This is a genomic window from Leptospira koniambonensis, assembly GCF_004769555.1.
Taxonomy (GTDB): Bacteria; Spirochaetota; Leptospiria; order Leptospirales; family Leptospiraceae; genus Leptospira_B; species Leptospira_B koniambonensis.
This window is the reverse complement of the sequence record NZ_RQFY01000004.1, coordinates 1,091,436-1,110,681: the sequence shown is the minus strand read 5'-3', so window position 1 is coordinate 1,110,681 and position 19,246 is coordinate 1,091,436. Positions and strand designations below refer to the sequence as shown.

Annotated in this window: 18 protein-coding genes; 7 read left to right on the top strand and 11 right to left on the bottom strand. The window is 38.4% G+C overall.

Annotated elements, in window-relative coordinates:
* Positions 1–27: 27 nt before the first annotated feature.
* A complete protein-coding gene (locus tag EHQ52_RS09180) occupies positions 28–1,452 on the bottom strand; it encodes an aminotransferase-like domain-containing protein (protein WP_135614902.1) in 1,425 nt (474 codons plus the stop codon).
* 59 nt (positions 1,453–1,511) lie between these two features.
* On the opposite strand from EHQ52_RS09180, the gene EHQ52_RS09175 reads away from it, so the two are divergent.
* Positions 1,512–2,717, top strand: coding sequence for an aminotransferase-like domain-containing protein (locus EHQ52_RS09175; protein WP_244244829.1), 1,206 nt, complete (start codon positions 1,512–1,514; stop codon positions 2,715–2,717).
* Between the two features lie 9 nt (positions 2,718–2,726).
* On the opposite strand, the gene EHQ52_RS09170 is transcribed toward EHQ52_RS09175, so the two are convergent.
* Both EHQ52_RS09170 and EHQ52_RS09165 read right to left on the bottom strand, forming a co-directional pair.
* Positions 2,727–3,146: a hypothetical protein gene (locus EHQ52_RS09170; protein WP_135614898.1), complete on the bottom strand. Its 420-nt coding sequence runs from the start codon at positions 3,144–3,146 to the stop codon at positions 2,727–2,729.
* A 154-nt stretch (positions 3,147–3,300) separates the two neighbouring features.
* A complete protein-coding gene (locus tag EHQ52_RS09165) occupies positions 3,301–3,681 on the bottom strand; it encodes a phasin-related domain-containing protein (protein ID WP_135614897.1) in 381 nt (126 codons plus the stop codon).
* A gap of 476 nt (positions 3,682–4,157) precedes the next feature.
* On the opposite strand from EHQ52_RS09165, the gene EHQ52_RS09160 reads away from it, so the two are divergent.
* Positions 4,158–5,087, top strand: coding sequence for a hypothetical protein (locus EHQ52_RS09160; RefSeq protein ID WP_208653469.1), 930 nt, complete (start codon positions 4,158–4,160; stop codon positions 5,085–5,087).
* 2 nt (positions 5,088–5,089) lie between these two features.
* On the opposite strand, the gene EHQ52_RS09155 is transcribed toward EHQ52_RS09160, so the two are convergent.
* From EHQ52_RS09155 to lepB, 3 genes are all read right to left on the bottom strand, one after another.
* A complete protein-coding gene (locus EHQ52_RS09155; RefSeq protein WP_135614894.1) occupies positions 5,090–6,955 on the bottom strand; it encodes a motility associated factor glycosyltransferase family protein in 1,866 nt (621 codons plus the stop codon).
* Positions 6,952–8,766, bottom strand: coding sequence for a penicillin-binding protein (locus EHQ52_RS09150; protein ID WP_135614892.1), 1,815 nt, complete (start codon positions 8,764–8,766; stop codon positions 6,952–6,954). Before EHQ52_RS09150 ends, EHQ52_RS09155 begins: the two co-directional genes overlap by 4 nt.
* Positions 8,767–8,858: 92 nt before the next feature.
* Positions 8,859–9,455, bottom strand: coding sequence for a signal peptidase I (gene lepB / locus EHQ52_RS09145; protein ID WP_135614889.1), 597 nt, complete (start codon positions 9,453–9,455; stop codon positions 8,859–8,861).
* A 167-nt stretch (positions 9,456–9,622) separates the two neighbouring features.
* On the opposite strand from lepB, the gene EHQ52_RS09140 reads away from it, so the two are divergent.
* The 5 genes from EHQ52_RS09140 (at position 9,623) to EHQ52_RS09120 (ending at position 14,527) form a co-directional block, all read left to right on the top strand.
* Positions 9,623–10,162: an LIMLP_15305 family protein gene (locus tag EHQ52_RS09140; RefSeq protein ID WP_135614888.1), complete on the top strand. Its 540-nt coding sequence runs from the start codon at positions 9,623–9,625 to the stop codon at positions 10,160–10,162.
* 58 nt (positions 10,163–10,220) lie between these two features.
* The gene (locus EHQ52_RS09135) at positions 10,221–11,213 is read left to right on the top strand and encodes an SPFH domain-containing protein (protein WP_135614886.1); all 993 of its coding nucleotides are present in this window, start codon (positions 10,221–10,223) and stop codon (positions 11,211–11,213) included.
* A gap of 3 nt (positions 11,214–11,216) precedes the next feature.
* Complete coding sequence (gene thrC / locus EHQ52_RS09130) at positions 11,217–12,569, top strand: threonine synthase (RefSeq protein WP_135614885.1); 1,353 nt, start codon at positions 11,217–11,219, stop codon at positions 12,567–12,569.
* 99 nt (positions 12,570–12,668) lie between these two features.
* Positions 12,669–13,403, top strand: a complete 735-nt coding sequence (locus EHQ52_RS09125) for a hypothetical protein (protein ID WP_086447865.1) — start codon at positions 12,669–12,671, stop codon at positions 13,401–13,403.
* A gap of 38 nt (positions 13,404–13,441) precedes the next feature.
* A complete protein-coding gene (locus tag EHQ52_RS09120; protein WP_135614883.1) occupies positions 13,442–14,527 on the top strand; it encodes an LIC10486 family protein in 1,086 nt (361 codons plus the stop codon).
* Here the strand turns inward: EHQ52_RS09120 and EHQ52_RS09115 are convergent.
* The 5 genes from EHQ52_RS09115 to EHQ52_RS09095 form a co-directional block, all read right to left on the bottom strand.
* A complete protein-coding gene (locus tag EHQ52_RS09115; RefSeq protein WP_135614882.1) occupies positions 14,520–14,906 on the bottom strand; it encodes a VOC family protein in 387 nt (128 codons plus the stop codon). The genes EHQ52_RS09120 and EHQ52_RS09115 overlap by 8 nt on opposite strands.
* Positions 14,907–14,932: 26 nt before the next feature.
* Entirely contained in the window at positions 14,933–15,466 is a 534-nt protein-coding gene (locus EHQ52_RS09110) for an SRPBCC family protein (RefSeq protein WP_135614880.1), read from the bottom strand.
* 53 nt (positions 15,467–15,519) lie between these two features.
* Entirely contained in the window at positions 15,520–15,924 is a 405-nt protein-coding gene (locus tag EHQ52_RS09105; protein WP_135614879.1) for a helix-turn-helix domain-containing protein, read from the bottom strand.
* Positions 15,924–18,512 (bottom strand): leucine--tRNA ligase, encoded by a 2,589-nt coding sequence (leuS, locus tag EHQ52_RS09100; protein ID WP_135614877.1) that lies wholly within the window; start codon positions 18,510–18,512, stop codon positions 15,924–15,926. Before leuS ends, EHQ52_RS09105 begins: the two co-directional genes overlap by 1 nt.
* Before the next feature lie 281 nt (positions 18,513–18,793).
* Positions 18,794–18,982, bottom strand: coding sequence for a PIN domain-containing protein (locus tag EHQ52_RS09095; protein ID WP_423789901.1), 189 nt, complete (start codon positions 18,980–18,982; stop codon positions 18,794–18,796).
* Positions 18,983–19,246 lie beyond the last annotated feature (264 nt).

Sequence of the window (19,246 nt, the reverse complement as noted above, 5' to 3'; positions counted from 1 at the left end):
TACTTGGAGCCTGTACTGACCCACAATCTAAATTTCTTTCGCAATTTTTCCAAGAGTCTGGATAGCAGATATCACCTTAGGTCCCATTAGAACTCCTGCATTAATTCTAAAATTATTCACATACTTGCCCGAAAGAGAGAAAAGATTTCCTGGAACAAGACTGATCTTCTTCTTAGCCGCTTGGAATCTAAGAATTCTAGAATCTTTTCCTTTAGGAAGTTCTATCCAAAGAAGAAAACCTCCTTTCGGAATGGCGACCTTGGTCCCCTTTGGAAAATATTCCAAAAAAGAATCTGCATAAGAAAGCACCAAACCTCCCAACCTCCGTCTAAATTCTCTTAAATGTCTTTCATGAGCGAGAGATCCTATAAAATAAGAAGAAGCAAGCTGAGGAATCGCAGGCAAAGAAATTGCTTCCGCTAAACGAAGACGCCTAGCGTTCTCTACTTTTTTCTGATCACTGATCATCCAACCAATCCTAAGGCCAGGATTTACTGATTTAGAAAGAGAAGAGACCTGAGTTACAATATCTTCTGTATCCAGAGACAATAAAGAAGAAGGACGAATTCCTCCGTTATGCTGTAAGTCCCCATAAATATCGTCCTCAAGAATTTTCACACCATACTTAGAAGAAATTTTCAGAAGTTCTCTTTTAGATCCTAAAGGCATAAGACTTCCGGTAGGATTTGAAAAAGTAGGAATAGTGATTAAAAATTTAGGGGATTCTTTCTTTATTACGGAAATATAAGATTGAAGATCTAAACCAGTAAAAGGATCCGTGGGGATCTCAATCGCTTTTAATTTTAATTCGGAAAGAATTTGGTATAAAACAAAATGAAGAGGACTCTCCACAGCGACCTTATCACCCGGTTTTGTAGAAAGACTTAAGGCCAAAAATGCAGCCTCTGAACAACCTAATGTGATAAACACTTCCTCGGGACGAACTCTTCTTTCTTTACCAGAAGAACGGATCGCAATCTTTTTCCTAAGTTCTAAAATACCAGCAGCATCAGAATATTTATAAACCTGAGAGTCTTTTAAAGATTTCTTATATGATTTTTGCAAAGCAGAGTATGGCAAAAACTGTGGATCAGGAACCGCTGCACCGAAAGGAATAAAACCAGGATCTGCAAGTTCAGACATCAAAGAACTTACCTCTTCTGGGACAGAAGGATTCGGAACTCTTACAGGTTTTTCTAATTTGTATTTAGGATAAAGTTCCGGCCGAGGAAGAACAAAATATCCAGACCTTTCTCTCCCACTGATAAAACCCCTTTCCTGAAGAATACCAAAAGCCTCCACCGCAGTAGAAAGATTACATTCCTCAAATAAACAGATCTTTCTAAGAGAAGGCAATTTGGAACCAGGAGGAAATTCTCCTGATTCAATCCTTCCTATCAAAGAATTCGCGATCTTAGAATATTTAGTGAGAAGTCGATCTGTATTGGTCATAAAAACAATTTCTGTATCTGTATGGTAATCTCAATATAATGTATAAACCAAATAAGAAGATGGGCAAGTTAATTATAGAAAATAGATCTGAAATTTTCAGACCTTCTGCGAGGACTGAAAGAACTCCTGCTTCTGTGACTAGAGATATATTAAAGGTGATAGATACTCCTGGAATGATCTCATTCGCAGGCGGGCTTCCGGATGATTCTTTGTTTCCAATAGAAGATCTAAAAAATATTTTCGAAACTTCTGTTTCTAAAAAAGGTTCAAAACTATTTCAATATTCAGACACGCAGGGACATTCCGACTTACGTGCTTGGATTGCGGATCGATATTATCCAGGCTCTTCTGCGGACGAAATTCTTTTAACATCTGGTTCCCAACAAGCATTGGATCTACTCAGCCGTTACTTTATAGAGGAAGATTCTCCCATTCTTTTAGAAAGACCAAGTTATCTAGGAGCAATACAAGTATTCTCTTCTTACGCTCCAACTTTCATCGGGATCAATTATGGAGAAGAAGGTCCGGATATGGAAGAATTAAAATATGTGCTGACTAATTCTTCCGAAAAACCTAAATTCTTTTACTGTATACCAGATTTCCAAAATCCTTCCTCATATTCTTATTCTTTGGAGATTCGAAATTCTATTTCTAAGTTACTCTTAGAAAATGGAGTTCCAATTTTGGAAGATACTGCTTATAGAGAATTATACTTCAAAGAGGAACTTCCGATCTCCTTATGCGAATTAGGACCGGAGCATACAATCTCCATTGGAACATTCTCCAAAACGCTTGCACCTGGCTTAAGAGTTGGATGGATAAGAGCGCCTAAAAAAATCCTAAAAGATCTAATCATACAAAAACAATCCATGGATTTGCATTCCCCCACTCTAAATCAGGAGTTGGTGTATGGATTTGTATCTTCTTCAAAATACGAAGAACATCTTTCCTTAATCCGAAAAACCTACCAAAGAAAATCTGAGCATACATTCAATTGTTTTCAAAATAATTTTGGAGACTCTCTTCCTTTACAAATTTCTAAAGGAGGGCTATTCTATTGGTTGGAATTCCCACAAGAGATCAATACAGACCTTCTTTTCCAAAAATGTTTGGAGAAGGGACTCGCTGCAGTTCCTGGATCTTCCTTCTTCGTTGGTAAACCTGAAAGAAATCATTTAAGATGGAACTTCTCCAACGCGTCGGAAGAAGAAACAAAACTCGGAGTGAAAAGGTTATTCGAAGTTTATAAAAGTATACAGAAATAAACCTTCTTTTTATTCTTCAAACTCAATGTTAAAAGGTTCACCCAGACTATTTTTCATTTCTCCGAGGCCCCGTTTTAAATTGTTATCTTTATACATGGTATAACCAAAAATACAAAGTTTTCCTTCCAACTTACCTGCGACAATTTGCTCTCTATAATAGTCTTTCTTTCTTCGAACCGCATCCAATACTAAAAAATTAATATCGCTTCCGTTAAATTCAGAAAACTTCCACGTCGTACTTTCGTGTACGATGTTCGCCCTTGCACCGACCTGGTTTATGCGAGAAAACATTTTTTCTACTTTTTTACGCTCCGGACTGAAAAGCACATGTTCGCAGACCATCTTTTCTGCATTTAAAGCATTTCCGAGATATACTTCTTTCCTGAAAGAGTGTATCAACCTTCTTTCTTCTTCGCCGGAACCGCTCATCCGGCAATCTGCAATGAAAACGAGAAAGAGAATTACAGAGGTAATTTTATTCATTAGGAATTTTATCGGGGCTCATAACTGAGGGAAGAAAGAAGAAGGAAAAATTTTCGGCGGGAGGAATCCCCCGCCGATATGGAGGTTCAAAAGGCTTTTATTAAGCAGTTTTTTTAGTTGGAGCAGCAGTCTTTTTAACTGTCTCAGTAACTTCGCTAAATTTTGCCTTGATAGCTTCGATTTGTTCAGCAGGAACTAATTTCTTAGCTTCTTCTGCAATCTGGTTATAAACTTCAAGTGCCTTAGCGCGAGAATCTTCGTAAGTTTTAGTAGCAGCAGTAGATAATTCTTTAGCTTCGTTTAAGAATTTGTCTACAAACTCGCGAACACGAACAGATGCTTCGGAATTGTCGGAAGCGCCTTTAGCTGCGAGTTCTTGAAAACTCTTAGTTAATTCTGCTTTCGCTTTATCCAGACCTTCTTGTCCACTTTTAACCAAACCAAGACCTGCGTTCAGTACATCTAGAATTTGTTTTTCCATTTTTAGCTCCTTGGCACACCGTTGTGCGGCGCACAATCCATTTGTAGTGCGTAGCACAAATGGAGTCAACCAAAAAACGAAAAAAAGTTTCAAAGGTGGATTTTTAGTCTAGTTGTGCAATAAGACGACATTATGGCATATTTTTACTTGGATTTGGATAAAATCCGTTGTGTAAGGAGGATTTAGGCAGGGTTATTTACAAGTTATGCACAATTGCGAACCTCCGAATCAACTCTTTGCAGAAAACATAGATGATCTTATTTCCTCACTTTGGAAAATTGTGCCCAAATAAAATGAGAAGATCTCTATTTTACTTATTAATACTTTTCTGTTTTTCGTCCTGCTTTCTTCACCATGTGAATATTGAAGGAGATATCTATGGGGCAAAATCCATTTTTCATAGTACTCCTTCAAACAAAGAAATCCTTCCAGTCAGACTCGATTTTAACCCTCCTACAAGAGAAGAGGTTATTAAAATGCTGCATGATAAAGGATCGAATCAAACTCCGACAGATGAATTTGACGGATACCTTTCGACGGAGATTATCTCAAAATTCCAAAAAAGCCAAAAGTTCCTAATATCATCAAATTCTAATATAAAAATCAAGATCGTTCCCATGGTGGATGACGTAAAACCTCCATTATTGACTATGCTCGGTTTTTTCTTCACTGTAGGAACGTTTCCTGCAATTTATAGGACTTACGGATCTGTCTCTTTCGAATTGTATGATCAGGAAAAACATAAGACTATAAGAACATACAAGTATTCCGTAAATCATAGAATATTGTTCGGTTTAGCTCCCATACTATTGGGTCCCATTCTTTCAACGTTTACGGATAGATTCGATCACTCTACATCGGATAAGACCTATGCGATTATGAGAGTGGTATTTGCTCAGTTCGAATATGATCTATTCAAGGACATTCGAGAATCGAAAGAACTTGCTTCCCGTTTTTTTTCGACGAATGAGTATAATCACGCTCTTATTGTTACTTCTAAATCCGCTAAAGATGAGCCTCTTACCTCTTCAATTTATTCCGAGCTTAATAAGATTTTTTTAAAAAATGGAATTTCAATATTGGAAAGGAGAAGGCTGGATCAAGTTATAAATGAGGTCCAGCTTTCCTTGGTCGGAATAACACAAGGACGCGAATATTCAAGATTGGGAAAACTTTTGCAGGCTGATAGACTGATTTTAGTCGAAGATTTGGATTTTACCTCCGCCACCCCTAGCGTTTCTGGAAAGATCAATTTTAGTATCCGTTGTGTGGATTCCGATACCGGAAAAGTTATTTGGTCAGAGAAAATAGCCGAAAGTATGCTACTTTCTGAGACGATTGATATAGTACTAAATTCTGCGGCTCGAAAACTGTTGCAAAGATTAAAACAAAGTGGAGAAATTTGATCTTACGATCGAAAACGTTTCACTGCTTTATTTATAAGCTGTAGATTCATTTCCGTACTTTTTTTCAGCCCGGAATAGAGAAGAAGGCTTTTCTTTGCGACTGCAAGTCTTTCGTTCTTCTTTTCTTCTAATGTGAGTTCTGTATCATATCCTTCTGTAATTGCCAAGATCACTCTTTGTAAACTAATCCCCAAAAATTCAGTAAGGCCTTTTTTAGAACTGATACGATCATCTATTACAGAAATCTCATGTAACGCTTTTCGAATGGATTCTTTGTCCTTCTCTCCATTCTGGATGAGATTGTATATTTTTTCGGAAAGAATTTCCCCCGTAGAGACTTGTATTCCAAATTCTTTTAACTCTTTACAGATCTTGTTTAATTCTTCCGATACTTTTTTTCCATTGATCTTAGAAGATAGAAGAAGCCGGATCTTCTCTTTGATCTCTGAAACTTGGTTTGTATCTGAGGGGTTTTGTTTAAACCATTCTTTAAACGTACTATTCTGGATCCCTTCTAATTTAGCTCCGTCCTTTCCAAGATTGGCCCATGGGCGATCCTTTGATCTTTCTTCGAACCATTTTTTGAAGATCAGAAGTTTTTCGTTTGTCCTGATTTTTTTTCCTTCTATAGATTCGATCCACTTGGGAGGCAAAGCGGTCATTTGTTTATAATTATGATGTTCTCTTCTTTGAGTCCGACATTCCAGAAAGTTCAATCTTTCTTCTAAGATCGCGCCCTTACAATGGGCCTGAGAACCTGGGAAAGAAAGATCTTGTCCCAAAAGTAAAATGGATCTTGCTTCCATCTTCTCCGCAAGACTGGCCGCATTTGTAGAAACGGAACCTCCAAAGTCTACGGCTCCCAGCCCGCTTTCGGAAGCATTCTCTAAAAGTTTGATCCAGGGAAAAGGAGAAGAAGTCAGAAAATGGTTTTTACCTATATAAGGCATTCTTAATGAATGATAAGAAGTGGTTGGGTCAAATATGAATTTTGCCTTTCCGGAATATCCTTCTAAATATTTTGAATTTAAAGGCTGGGGATCCACACTAAATACAAGATCCGGATCTATTCCGGACTTTTGAAGAATGAGAAGTGCAGTATCTACTGCGATCAATATAAAGTTTTCTCTATATTCTTTCAGTTCTTGCAAGGATAGATAAAGTGAAGGTCCGGCCCCACAAACAACTACATCCACTTTGGATTTGCATAAACCGAATAATTCGTTTATAGGCTGCATATCCACAAGTTCTGGAAGGTTTCTGATAAAATTTCCGGTCCAGACCTTCTCAAATCTAGTTAATGTAGCAGTGTTTACATCTTTCTTATGAAAGAATGTTTCGGCCAAAAATCTAAGTTCTTGGTATTCTTCCTTTTTCCATTGAAGACTTCCTCTATGAGGAATAAAACTTACAGGATATCCTGAAATTCCTTTAAAACCTTCGTAAAATGCAGATTCTTCATATGGTGGAAGAAAGATCCTTAACTTCCCGGAAAGTATCATACCGGAAAAATCGAAAAGTGAAAACGCAGCCTTGATGATCTCTGGAAAAGGCTCCATCCATACGCAGATTATTTTATCAAATCCTAATGTATATTGTATGGAATAACCAAGGCCAGCCCCAAAAAAAAGAAATGCTCTTTCTTCATCCCCTTTTTTAAGATCCGCAAGCTGCCTTTCGGCTTCTTTGCGAGGATCCATGGAACTATGTAAAAGAACATTACCGATCCTTAAACTAGGATCTTCAGTTTTTGTAGGAACGATCTCAAAATTGATTTGAGAAGATGCAATCCTTTCGGAGGCTTCCGGCGCGAAGCTACGAAGTGAGGCCAAATTTTTTTCGAGTAAATCCGACCTAAATTCTTTCATTGGAAGAATACGTTTATCCTTTTACCCTCATAAGAAGAACCAGGAGAAGGATCTTGTTCATAACAGAAACCGCTTCCATGAAGTTTATAAGGAACTCCCAAAGGAGCTAATAACTCTACTACTTCTCTCTTACTTCTTCCGACTAGATCGGGAATACGCTCTGATTTTCCTGTTAGCGGTTTTCTGTTCAGTTTAGGAAGATTAACGTTAACCGTTCTTTCTCCCTGCTCTATGATAGGAATAATATTCTCTACTACTTCTCTAAATACAGGTGCAGCGAGTCCCCCACCAGTATGACTGTCCCCTTTAGGTTCATCAAAAAGGATAAGACCGACTACTTTGGGTTTGTCTGCAGGAAAAAATCCTAAAAAGGAAGCAGACCATAATCCGTCTTGGTAACCTCTACCAGAAACTGCCTTTTGTCCTGTGCCTGTTTTTCCTGCAATAGAATACTCTTGTATGTATGCGTTCTTTCCAGTTCCAGCTTGGACAACTCTAGTCATCGCTTTCAATAATCTTTCGGTAGAATATTCTTTAATACCTACTGGAGTTTCTTCGGATTGGAATTCCTGAAGAACTTCTCCATAAGAATCAGTGATATGAGAAACTACTCTAGGTGTGATGAATCTTCCTCCGTTTACAATGGAAGCAGCGGATGCAACTAACTGTATTGGAGTTACTGAAATTCCTTGGCCAATCGCCATGAACATTGGAGTTGTAGGGGTCCATTTATTCAAGATAGGCATATAACCCACCGATTCGTTAGGTAAAAGTCCGGCTCTATCTCCGAATCGGAATCGTTTCATATATTCGTAAAGTATATCATTCGGGATCTTGGCTGCCGCTTTGATAATTCCAGCATTACAAGAATATTGCAGAATTTCCTCCAGATTCACTTTTCCGTGAACATGGGTACATTTGATCCTGGTCTTCCCGTAGTCCACATACCCTGGACAATCAAATTTTTCGTTTGGATGTATTAAGTTTTCATTAAGGAGAATACTAGCTAAGAAAATTTTCATAGTAGATCCAGGCTCGTATACATGCCGGATCGCCCAGTTAGTATGCGAATATTCTTCAAATGAAGAATAACGATTTGGATCAAAGGAAGGAAAACTGGCCATCGCCAATATTCTTCCAGTATGGATCTCCATTAAGAGCCCAACTGCTCTTTTTGCTCCTGCTTCTTCGAATCTTTTTCCTAGAGATTTTTCTAATTTGAATTGGATAAGTCCATCTAAAGTCAAATGAACATTTGCACCTCTTGCAGAATCTGCTTCAGTAGGTGTCATCAATGCTTGGTTATAATAATATTCTAAACCGGAGAGAGCTTTATCATCATCCATTCCGGTAAATCCAACGAGACTTGCGGCCAGACTTCCATGAGGATAAACTCTTTTAAATTCTCTTTCCCTTCTTACTCCAGGAAGGGCCATCTCCATGATACGGCTTGCAGTTGTATCATCAATCTCCCTCTTCAAAAGGAAATATCTACTTTTTTCACGGATCAACGATTCTATCTTTTCGGGAGGAATGTCTAGATACGGTGAAATTTGAACTGCAGTAAAATTCGGATCGTAAACATTTCCGGGATAGATCCCAATCGTAGAAGAGTCAATGGACAATGCCAATTCAATTCCTCTTCTATCGTAGATGGCTCCTCTTAAGATCCTTTCTCCATTCTTGAATGCAATCTCTCTATCGTTAAAAAATACTAGATAGCCTACTCGGACCAAAAGACCAGAGAAGAATACACATAATAGAATAAATAAGATGGTGAATCTTTTTCGATTGAGAAGGTTATAATCCATCGATGAGTGAGCCGCTTTTATAAATTTCGGTCTTTTTCAGAATGATTAAAGAGCTTTTCTAGTACAAGTGAAATCCGAGTTGGAATAATGGTTTAAAAGCTGGTGATTACCTTTCCTCTCAACTTTTTGAAAGGAATTAGGCCATAATTTCTGGAATCTGTGGAGAATTCTCGGTTATCTCCCAAGACTAAAACATAACCAGGAGGGATCCTTCCTGAATCTCCTATGCCAATATTTCCAGAGACTCCAATAACAGGTAGAATGGATGCAGATGGAGCTTGGGTCTTATAGCCTGAATTCAAGAAAGGTTCCGCTAAGGAAGAATCGTTTATCAAAATTCTACCTTCTGAAAATCTGAAAAAATCTCCGGGAAGCCCTACTACTCTTTTTAAACTTAGTTCTGCTCCGATCCCATCCAAAACCAATACGTCGAATCTATCAACGTCTGGTTCTAAGATATATAAAACCCAAGGACCGATTTGTGCAGGAAAGCCCCATTTTTTGACTAAGACCCAATCGTTTTCTTTATAGCTAGGCATCATACTTGTGCCGCTGATCAAATAGAATTGGATCACGAAAATCCTAAAATATAATATGAAGAATATTGCAAATAAGATCGGAAAAGAAAGTTTGATCCATCGAAATGTGGACTTTCTAATCAAACGAATTAATTCCGAATCAAATTTCATAATGAAGAGGTTTTGCTTCCTGAATTGAATTAAAAACTTTCCAGGTATCTTCTATCAAGAAATAAATCCGGATAATCCTAGGGCCGAAGTTACGATTTCATGGATATGATACGAAAAGAGCAGTATTTGTCTTGCTTACAAAGAAATTCCGGATCATTCTTCTATACATGACTTCGAATAGCCCGATATCTCAATATGTTTCCAGATTCAAAGTGGAAAAAGGAAAAATCTTATCCTTTCTCTCTGCATTTCCTTTTTATGGAGAAGTTTTAAAGAACCATCAATATTACGAAGCGGATAGGATTGCTCGAAATGAATTATCCAAAAAATTAGATTCTCTTAAGGAACCAATTCGTAGGGTCGAAGAAAATTTCGTCCGAGAAAGAAGAATGGACCTAATCGGTTCCACTGAGGTCTTACTCTCAATCATAGAAAGACTCAAAAACGAAATTATTGGAGCAAGTTACGGTTTAAACGGATTGGGCACTGGGTTCAAAGCCACCGAATCTGAATTGGAAGCTTTGGCAGAATGGGATTATTCTTTGATCCATCATGCGGAAGAATTATCCACAAAAGTAAAATCCCAGAACTTCCCTCCAGAAGTTTCAGTAGACACAGTGAGGAATTGGGTTAGTAGTTTTAGATCGGAATTGGATGAGTTCGATTCTGCATTAAAAAGCAGAAAGGACGTATTCTTAAAACGATAGTCTTATTTTTGATTTGCCGAATGTTGAGTAGTGAATAATATATTTCCAAGGAGTTCTTATGGCATTAATAGACGTAATAAAATACGAAGGGAAACCGGGCGAAATTGTATGGAAATTTCCGCGTAACGATATCAGTACCTTCGGACAATTGGTAGTGAACGAAAGCCAGGAAGCGATCTTCTTCAAAGAAGGTAAGGCTCTGGATATTTTCGGACCTGGAACTCATACTTTAAAAACAGGGAACGTTCCAATTTTAGAAAAATTAGTGAACCTTCCTTTTGGAGGACAAACTCCTTTTACTGCCGAAGTAGTTTATATTAATAAGGCACTCATCCAATTAAAATGGGGAACTCCTGCACCCATCCAAGTAGAAGACCCTAAATACACAATCACGTTAGGAGTAAGAGCGAACGGCGCTTATAATATCAAGATTGTAGATTCCAAAGCATTTGCAGTTGGAGTAGTCGGTTCAAGAGGAGCTTATTCACAAGACGAGGTGGATGGTTTCTTAAGACCAATGATCATAACTAGACTAAGCGATTTCTTAGCCGAAGTTGTTTTAAAATCTGGAGAACCGATCACTCGACTCAACCAACATTTGGAAGAAGCTTCTTCTGCAGGAAAAACAAAGATCCAACCTGACTTCTCCAAATACGGGATAGAAGTTTTAGATTTTTTTGTTCAATCCATCAACTTCGACCAGAATGATCCTAACTTCCAAAAGATCCAGAAGATCCTTACAGACAAATTCGAGATCGATGCTTTGGGTGGAATGTACCAACAAAAAAGAATGTTGGATATTGGAGAAGCGGCAGCCAAGAACGAAGGCGGAAACGCAGGTCAAGGAATGTCTGCTGGTATGGGACTTGGAATGGGAATGAATATGGGCAATATGATGGCCGGTATGATGGGACAAAACAATGCCGGCGGGAATTCCAACCAGAATGATGCGACCGCAAGACTCACAAAACTCAAGAGTATGTTGGACCAGGGCCTGATTTCTCAGGAAGAATTTGATGCCAAAAAAAAGGACATTCTAAATTCTATCTAAAGTATGAGCCTTACCTTCACCAAGTTGAAAGCGGAATTCCGCTGTATCAACGATTCTTGCGGAGCAACTTACGATCTGAATGATATCGTATACGAATGTCGTAAATGTGGAAGTCTTCTTCAGGTTTCCCATGATATGGGAGCTCTTAAAGAAAAATCAGGTAAGGAATGGAAGGACCTATTCGATTCCAGATTGGGTTCGGTAAAATTTCCGAATAGTTCAGGTATCTGGAATAAAAGAGAATGGGTTCTTCCACATGTAGAAGACTCTGAGATCATAAGCTCAGGCGAAGGTCTTTCTCATCTATTTAATTCTGAAAGACTTACAAAACATTTTGGTCTTGGTGGTCTTTGGATCAAACAATGTGGGATTTCCCACACGGGTTCATTTAAGGACCTGGGTATGACAGTTCTTCTCTCCCAAGTGAAACATATGTTGAATAAGGGAGCTAAGATCAGAGCAGTAGCTTGTGCAAGTTCAGGAGATACTTCTGCAGCGCTTGCTTCTTATGCAGCTAAGGCTGGTATACCTGCGATCATTTTTCTTCCTGCAGGAAAAGTTTCCCAAGCACAATTAATACAACCAGTTTCTAACGGCGCAAAAGTAATCGCACTGGAGACAGACTTTGACGGTTGTATGAAGATCGTTAAAGAAGTTACTAAAGAAGCCGGGATCTATCTTGCAAACTCAATGAACAGTCTTCGTATTGAAGGCCAAAAAACAATCGCACCTGAGATCGTTCAACAATTGGAATGGAAAGTTCCTGACTGGGTCATCATCCCTGGTGGAAATTTAGGAAACGTTTCCGCTCTCGGAGCAGGTTTCGAGATGGCAAAAGAATTAGGACTGATAGACAGACTTCCTAGGATCGTTTTGGCCCAAGCAGAAAATGCAAATCCACTCTATCTTTCTTATCTTAAAAATTTCGAAGAGTTCAGTCCTGTGGATGCGAAGCCTACTCTTGCTTCTGCAATACAGATCGGAAATCCTGTATCAGTCCAAAAGGCAATTCGTACATTAAAAAAATTCAATGGAATAGTAGAACAAGCAAGCGAAGCAGAACTTTCGGAAGCTTCTGCCAAAACAGATCTATTTGGATTGTACAATGACCCTCATACAGGAGTGGCACTCGCTGCTTTATACAAACTTATGGGCAAGGGGACCATTGCAAAAGGTGATCAAGTGGTCGTAATCTCTACCGCCCACGGTTTAAAATTCACAGAATTTAAACTCAAATTCCATGAAGGAAAGATCCCCGGAACCGATCAAAAACTGGTTAACGTTATTCGATCCTGCAAACCTGAAGTGGGAGCCGTCATGGACGAAATCAGCGGTTTTCTACAAATGAAAGGTTAAAATTTTTCATTTCCCATCGGAAATTCCCGTTCTTTTTTCCCGGACGTTTTTCGTTTTTTTCTCGTAAGCCCGCCGGGGTCCATATAATCGAGAATCCAAATGTACGAGGGAATCGAGGAACTTCCTCAGGAATTCCTCTTCGAGGTCGAGACGGCCGTAAAAAAAGAAGAGCCAATTTCTATCATTACCTACGTCCTGAGTACCCGGGGCGAAAATAAGCTCAAACATATCATCCAAACCGTCCTTTCTAAATACAAAAGAGAGGATCTGACCGAACTTATATTTACTTCCGCAAAAGAGCTGATCGTAAATGCGACTAAAGCAGCAATTAAACGAGTTCTATTTAAGGAACTGGGACTGAATATCGCAGATCCTTCTCAGTATGATTTGGGAATGGAGTCTTTTAAGGAAAATTTAGTCAGCAGAAAGTTTCCCTATTATCGTAGGAAAATGAAAGAGCATGGTCTATTCGTAAAAGTTACTCTCAGCTTCAGTTCAGACCGGATCATTCTGTTCGTACAAAATAATTTCACTCTCGCAGTCCGTGAAGAGAAAAGGATTCGGGAGAAGTTCGTTCATTCTAAAGAATTTGACAATCTATTCGAATACTATATGAAATATGGTGATACCACAGAAGGTGCAGGTATGGGTATCACAATGGTGGAAATACTGGTAGCCCAAAGCGGCTATGACCGCCATTTGTTTACGATCTATAGTCGCCAGGCCGAAAATAGAACAGTAGCTAGAGTCGAAATCCCCTTGGATCAGAATTATGTGCCCAGAAGGCAAAGATACCAAAAATGGTTACAAGAAAAGGCTAGCGGCCTAACATGACCTAAAGTTCTCCTTACTTCAGTTAGGTCTTTAGCAATATGGAACAGAATCCTCAGACAAGTAAACTCCAAGAGCAGGCAAATCAAATGAACCTTGCCTTGGAATCCGTTCATACAGAAGAACAAGCGATAGAACTTATCCAAGGAAAAATCAAAGACGCCTATCTTCTAAAATTAAGGATCGATGTTGAGAACAAAGCAGGCGTAGTTTTAGGATTATTATCCAGATATAAAAACGAATTTTTAGAATTATATTCCTTATTCTCCAATTCTTCTGTGATCCGCAAGATCAGAACTTTCGAAGATTTTGGTCAGATCTCGCACGATATTGCGGAAGCCGCTAGACAAGAAGCTCCAGATCCAGGTTTGACAGATCAAGTTGCGAGAATCCTTCATACTAAATTAACAAAACAAATATTAGAACAATATTATCCAATGTGGGATCGTAATGATACTGCTGCTCTAGTTAACTTGTTAGAGAATCAGATCAAAACTAGTATGAAGATCAATATGATCCGTGTCCAAGCTGACGTAGAATATGTATCTAGTTTGAAATGTAGAGGCAAAAGTTTTTTTGCGGGTATTATTCAATCTATCCCTAAACCACCTGAAGACCCTCCAGAAGGTACTGCTCCTGTAGAAAATTTAGATCCAGAAAAAGCTGCGGTAATGCGTCAGATCGAAACCATTCGAAAAGGTTTCGGAAGAGTTGTGTTAGCAAAAACGATCTTATCTCCAGTAAATGGAATAGATTTCGACGATTTGAACGAAGGTGATAAGATACTATTACAACTCCCTTCTGTTTCTCCTGAAGAAAAAGCTTTAGCTAAAACTTTAGGTGCTATGGACAAAGATGGAAACGTAAAACCTGTGATCGGTTCTTTCGTCGCAATCGCTTCAGGTAAAAACGAATATCATATTTTTGCAAAAGGTCCTGCAGGAGTTCTTTTACAAGCATTCGAAGAAAGACCAGTTCGTTTAGCTAGACCTAAAACTGCTGCAAACGCTCCTCGACCTGCGGGTATGGGCTCAAAACAATCCGAAAGCAATAATACTCTCAACTATGCAATTTTAGTTGGAGTAGTTCTGCTTGTTGGATTGCTCGCGTTTATTCTTCTTAAATAAGTTGAGCGATCTGGATCAGATTCCCACAAGTATCATTTAAGACTGCGAGTTTTACCGGCCCCATTTGTGTGGGTTTCATCGTAAACTCAACGCCTAGTTTCGTAAGTTTCTCATATTCCTTATCCACATCATCTACACCGAAAGAAGTCCAAGGAATTCCAGCTTCCTTTAAAGCTTTTTGAAATGGTTTAGCTGGAGCGAAACCCATTGGCTCCAGCAATATTTCCACACCATCTCTTTGTTCCGGAGAAACTACAGTAAGCCATCTTGCTTCTCCCATAGGAATATCAGTTTTCTTTTCGAATCCTAAAATTTCAGTATAAAATTTGAGAGCCTTTTCTTGGTCTTCTACCATCACGCTCATTACTGTTATTTTCATATTCTACTCTTTTCAGGGATTACTTTTTACTTTTCTAATATAGATTTTAATCGGACCAGATTATCTCTCATGTCCTTACCTAGATCACCGCATATAATTGGGATCATGAGGTTCATTGGGTACATCATCTTACCGTTAAATCTATTGATCAGTTTGGTTTTATTTTCAGAGATAGTTTCCAGTTTTGTAAAAGCAGAGTCATTGGAAACAAAAGGCCATTCGAATCTGATCTGAACTTCCAGATATTCGCCTTCTATCTTTTTTATGATCTCTTGTTCTCCGATCCCCACGTTCTCATTCTTACTTTTCCAAGAATGTATAAAACCAATTTCTCCATCAGTACCCTTAGAAGAAAATTCTGTCTCCGGATCTAGCATAAACCATTTAGCATACTTGGTTTGATTATTTAGATTTTTAATATAATCGAAAACTACCTGTTTAGGTTTATCGATCACGATCTCTTCTTGTACTTGGAAATCTTTAGAAGTAAAAGCCGCAGCAATAAGTAATACCGCAACTATCCCGATAATGGAGAAGATTATAATTTTAAAAGCCTTCATTCTGCATATCTTAAGGATATTACAGAAATTAGGTCAATTTTAATGAAGAAGATCTACTTCTCTAAAATTGCTTTTTTATATTTGGATTGAAAAGAAGAAGGGCTTAACCCGGTGAATTTTTTGAATAATCCGGCAAAAGAACTCGGACTTTCAAATCCTACTCCAGCACAAACCTCAGATACTGAAGCTTCTTTCAAAAGTAATTCTTTTGCATTTCTCAATCGAACAGAGATCAGATATTGGTGAGGTGTTACTCCGTAACAGGATTTAAATAATCTGATATAATGGAATTTAGAAAGGAATGTTGTCCCTACAACAAAATCTAGATCCAATTTTGTATGGAAGTTTTGATCCATATATTGTTTGGATCGGATTACTCTGTTTACGATCTCTTTTCTAGGATATAATTTTTGATCTAATCTCTGGACTTCTTGATTGTAAAAAAGCTCAGATCCCATTATCCAACTACTAGATTCACCAGTTTTCCAGGAACATAGATCTCTTTTCGGATCTGTTTTCCATCTAAGAAAATTTGCACCTTATCCAAGGATTTTGCAATCTTAATTGCTTCGTCACCTGCAATCTCTTTTGCTGCTTTGAATTCCGCTCTTAACTTTCCATTTACCTGGACTACGATCAGTATCTCGTCATCAGTCAGATACTTCTCCTCATAACCAGGAAAACCTTGGTAGGTTAAAGAATCAGATTTTCCAGCTAAGGACCAAAGTTCTTCCGCTAAGTGAGGAGCAAATGGAGCGATCAAAAGCAAAAATGGTTCTAGGATCTTGCGAGATCTACGAGTACTTGGAGTTAACTCATTCACAAAGATCATTAGCTGAGAAATAGCAGTATTGAATGAGAAATTATTAATATCATCATCCACTTTTTTGATAGTTCTATGAAGGATCTTTAATTCGTCTTCGTTCGGTTCAATATCTTCCAAGCGGAAAGATTCTTCTGCGCCTGAATGATATAATCTCCAAACACGATTTAAGAATCGGAATACACCTTCTACACCTCTGGTGCTCCAAGGTTTTACCATTTCGAATGGTCCCATGAACATTTCAAAAAGACGTAAACTATCTGCTCCGAAATTTGTAACAACTTCGTCCGGATTGATCACATTCCCTAAAGACTTGGACATTTTTCTTTTGTCCTCGCCTAAGATCAAACCTTGGTGAACCAATTTTTTAAAAGGTTCTGGAGTAGTTACATAACCTAGATCGAATAATACCTTATGCCAAAAACGTGAATAAAGTAAGTGAAGAACCGCATGTTCTGCTCCACCCACGTATAGATCCACAGGCATCCATGTTTTTTCCAAATCTGCATCTACAAACCTGTCTGGATTTTCAGGATCTATATAACGCAGATAATACCAACAAGAACCAGCCCATTGAGGCATAGTGTTTGTTTCTCTAGTTCCGATCTCACCTGTTTCAGGATCTTTATATTTTAACCAATCTCCCGCTAAAGCAAGGGGAGATTCTCCAGTTCCAGAAGGTTTAAATTCAGATAAATTAGGAAGTTCTAATGGAAGTTCAGACTCAGAGATCGCCTTTGTAACTCCAGAAGGATAATGAACTAAAGGAATAGGTTCTCCCCAATATCTTTGGCGAGCGAACAACCAATCTCTTAATTTGAATTGTGTTTTTCTTCTTCCAATTCCTTTTTTCTCTGCCCAATCAGCAGTTTTGGAAAATGCTTCTTTATACTTCAGACCATTGATAGATACTTCGGAAGAAGAAGAGTTGATACAAACTGATTCTTTAGAATCGAAAGCACCCTGAGAAAGATCTCCTTCGATTACAGGTAGGATATCCAATCCAAAAGCTTTTGCAAATTCATAGTCTCTTTGGTCATGAGCAGGAACCGCCATGATTGCACCAGTTCCATAACCATATAAAACATAATCACCGATCCACACTGGGATCTTTTTAGAAGGATCTGCTGGATTTAAAACATATGCTCCAGTGAATACACCAGATTTCTCTTTAGAAAGTTCTGTTCTATCCAGATCACTCTTTAAAGCGGAAACCTTTTTGTATTCCTGAACCTTCTCCCATTGTTCTTTGGTAGTGATTGAATCCACTAAAGGATGTTCCGGAGCAAGCACCATATAACTTACCCCAAATACAGTATCAGGACGAGTAGTATACACCTTGATCCCGTTTTGTGGAGAAGATACATCAAAAGGAAAGATTAACTCTAGACCTTCACTCTTTCCGATCCAGTTCTTCTGCATTTCAAGAGTAGAGCCTGGCCAAGAAACTAAAGATAGATCCTCTAACAGTCTCTCTGCATATGCAGTGATACGCATCATGTACTGCCTCATCGGTTTACGAACTACTTCGTAACCTTTACCAACCCATTCTTCTACTTCTTCGTTTGCGAGAACTGTTCCAAGACCTGGGCACCAGTTTACTGGTATTTCTGCCTGATATACTAAACGAAATCCTGAAAGAATGGTTTCCTTCTTTACGTTTGAAAATTCTTTCCAATCTTTTGCGGAGAAGGTTTCGAGGTCCTCAAACCCTTCTGAGCCCTTAGATTCGAATATTTGCACCAATTCAGAGATTGATTTAGCTTTAGAAGTCTTGGAATCATACCAGGAATCGTATAATTTCAGGAAGATCCACTGGGTAAATTTGTAATATTTCGGGTCTGTGGTAGAGATTTCTCTGTCCCAATCATAGGAAAGACCGATCAATTTGATCTGTCTTCTGAAATTGTCCACATTCTGCTTTGTAGTGACTGCAGGATGGATCCCATGCTGCATTGCATATCTTTCTGCAGGAAGACCAAATGCATCCCAGCCCATTGGATGCAAAACTTCGAAACCTTTCATTCTCTTATAACGAGAAATTATGTCTGTGGCTGTATAACCTTCAGGGTGACCGACGTGCAATCCCGCGCCCGAGGGATAAGGAAACATATCTAAACAATAGAACTTTGGTTTAGAAGAGCGTAGATCCGTTCGAAAGGAAGAATTCTTTTCCCAATAATCTTGCCATTTTGATTCAATTTTCCGAAACGGATAGTCCATACCGTGAAGTTTTTTCCTCAGGCCTAGAATCCAATTCTTTTTTGTTATACTGGAAGCTGATTATAGAGCTGAAAATTCTAGAATCAGTGGTTTCTTTCCTTTTAGGAAGAAAAAAGGCATTATAAATTGTTACTAGAAGAAGTGTTTTTAAATTCTCGGGAACCAAAGATATCAATTCGGGTCCGAAATGAAGAAAGCCGGAGGGAAACCGGCTTTCTCTGGGAGTGAAATTCTAAGCTCTTGCTTAGAAAACGGACAAAAATATTGGATAAGAATCTGACTTATTTACGTACTGAGTCAATAACCTTGATAAGTCGACGAAATGTTAAGTTCAAACAATCTCGACAGAGGTCGTACTGAAAGAGATTCGGTGTTTCTTTACCGCATCCTTTGCATGTATATTGCTTACTTTGCGCTTGTGTAAGTTCCGCTTCTTCTTCGTTCAAATCCGTCACTGCTAATAATTGCATTTTGCTCCCAGAAAATTCCATCGATTGTCTTTTTATTTACGGAGTGTAAATAAGTCCGAAGATTGATTCTTGCTTTCGGAACTTCTCTCCGTACGTCGAGAGTTACTTTATAAAATCGGCTCACTCTAGAGTCAAAAAAAATTAGGTTGGAAGTTTGTGAAAATGACTGCAATTTTTTTGAAAAAAATTCTGAGCGCGCTTTTATTTGGAATAGATTTTCAAGTGTGGTTTTTTTCAGGTAAAAATTAATTTCCTGTCAAGTGC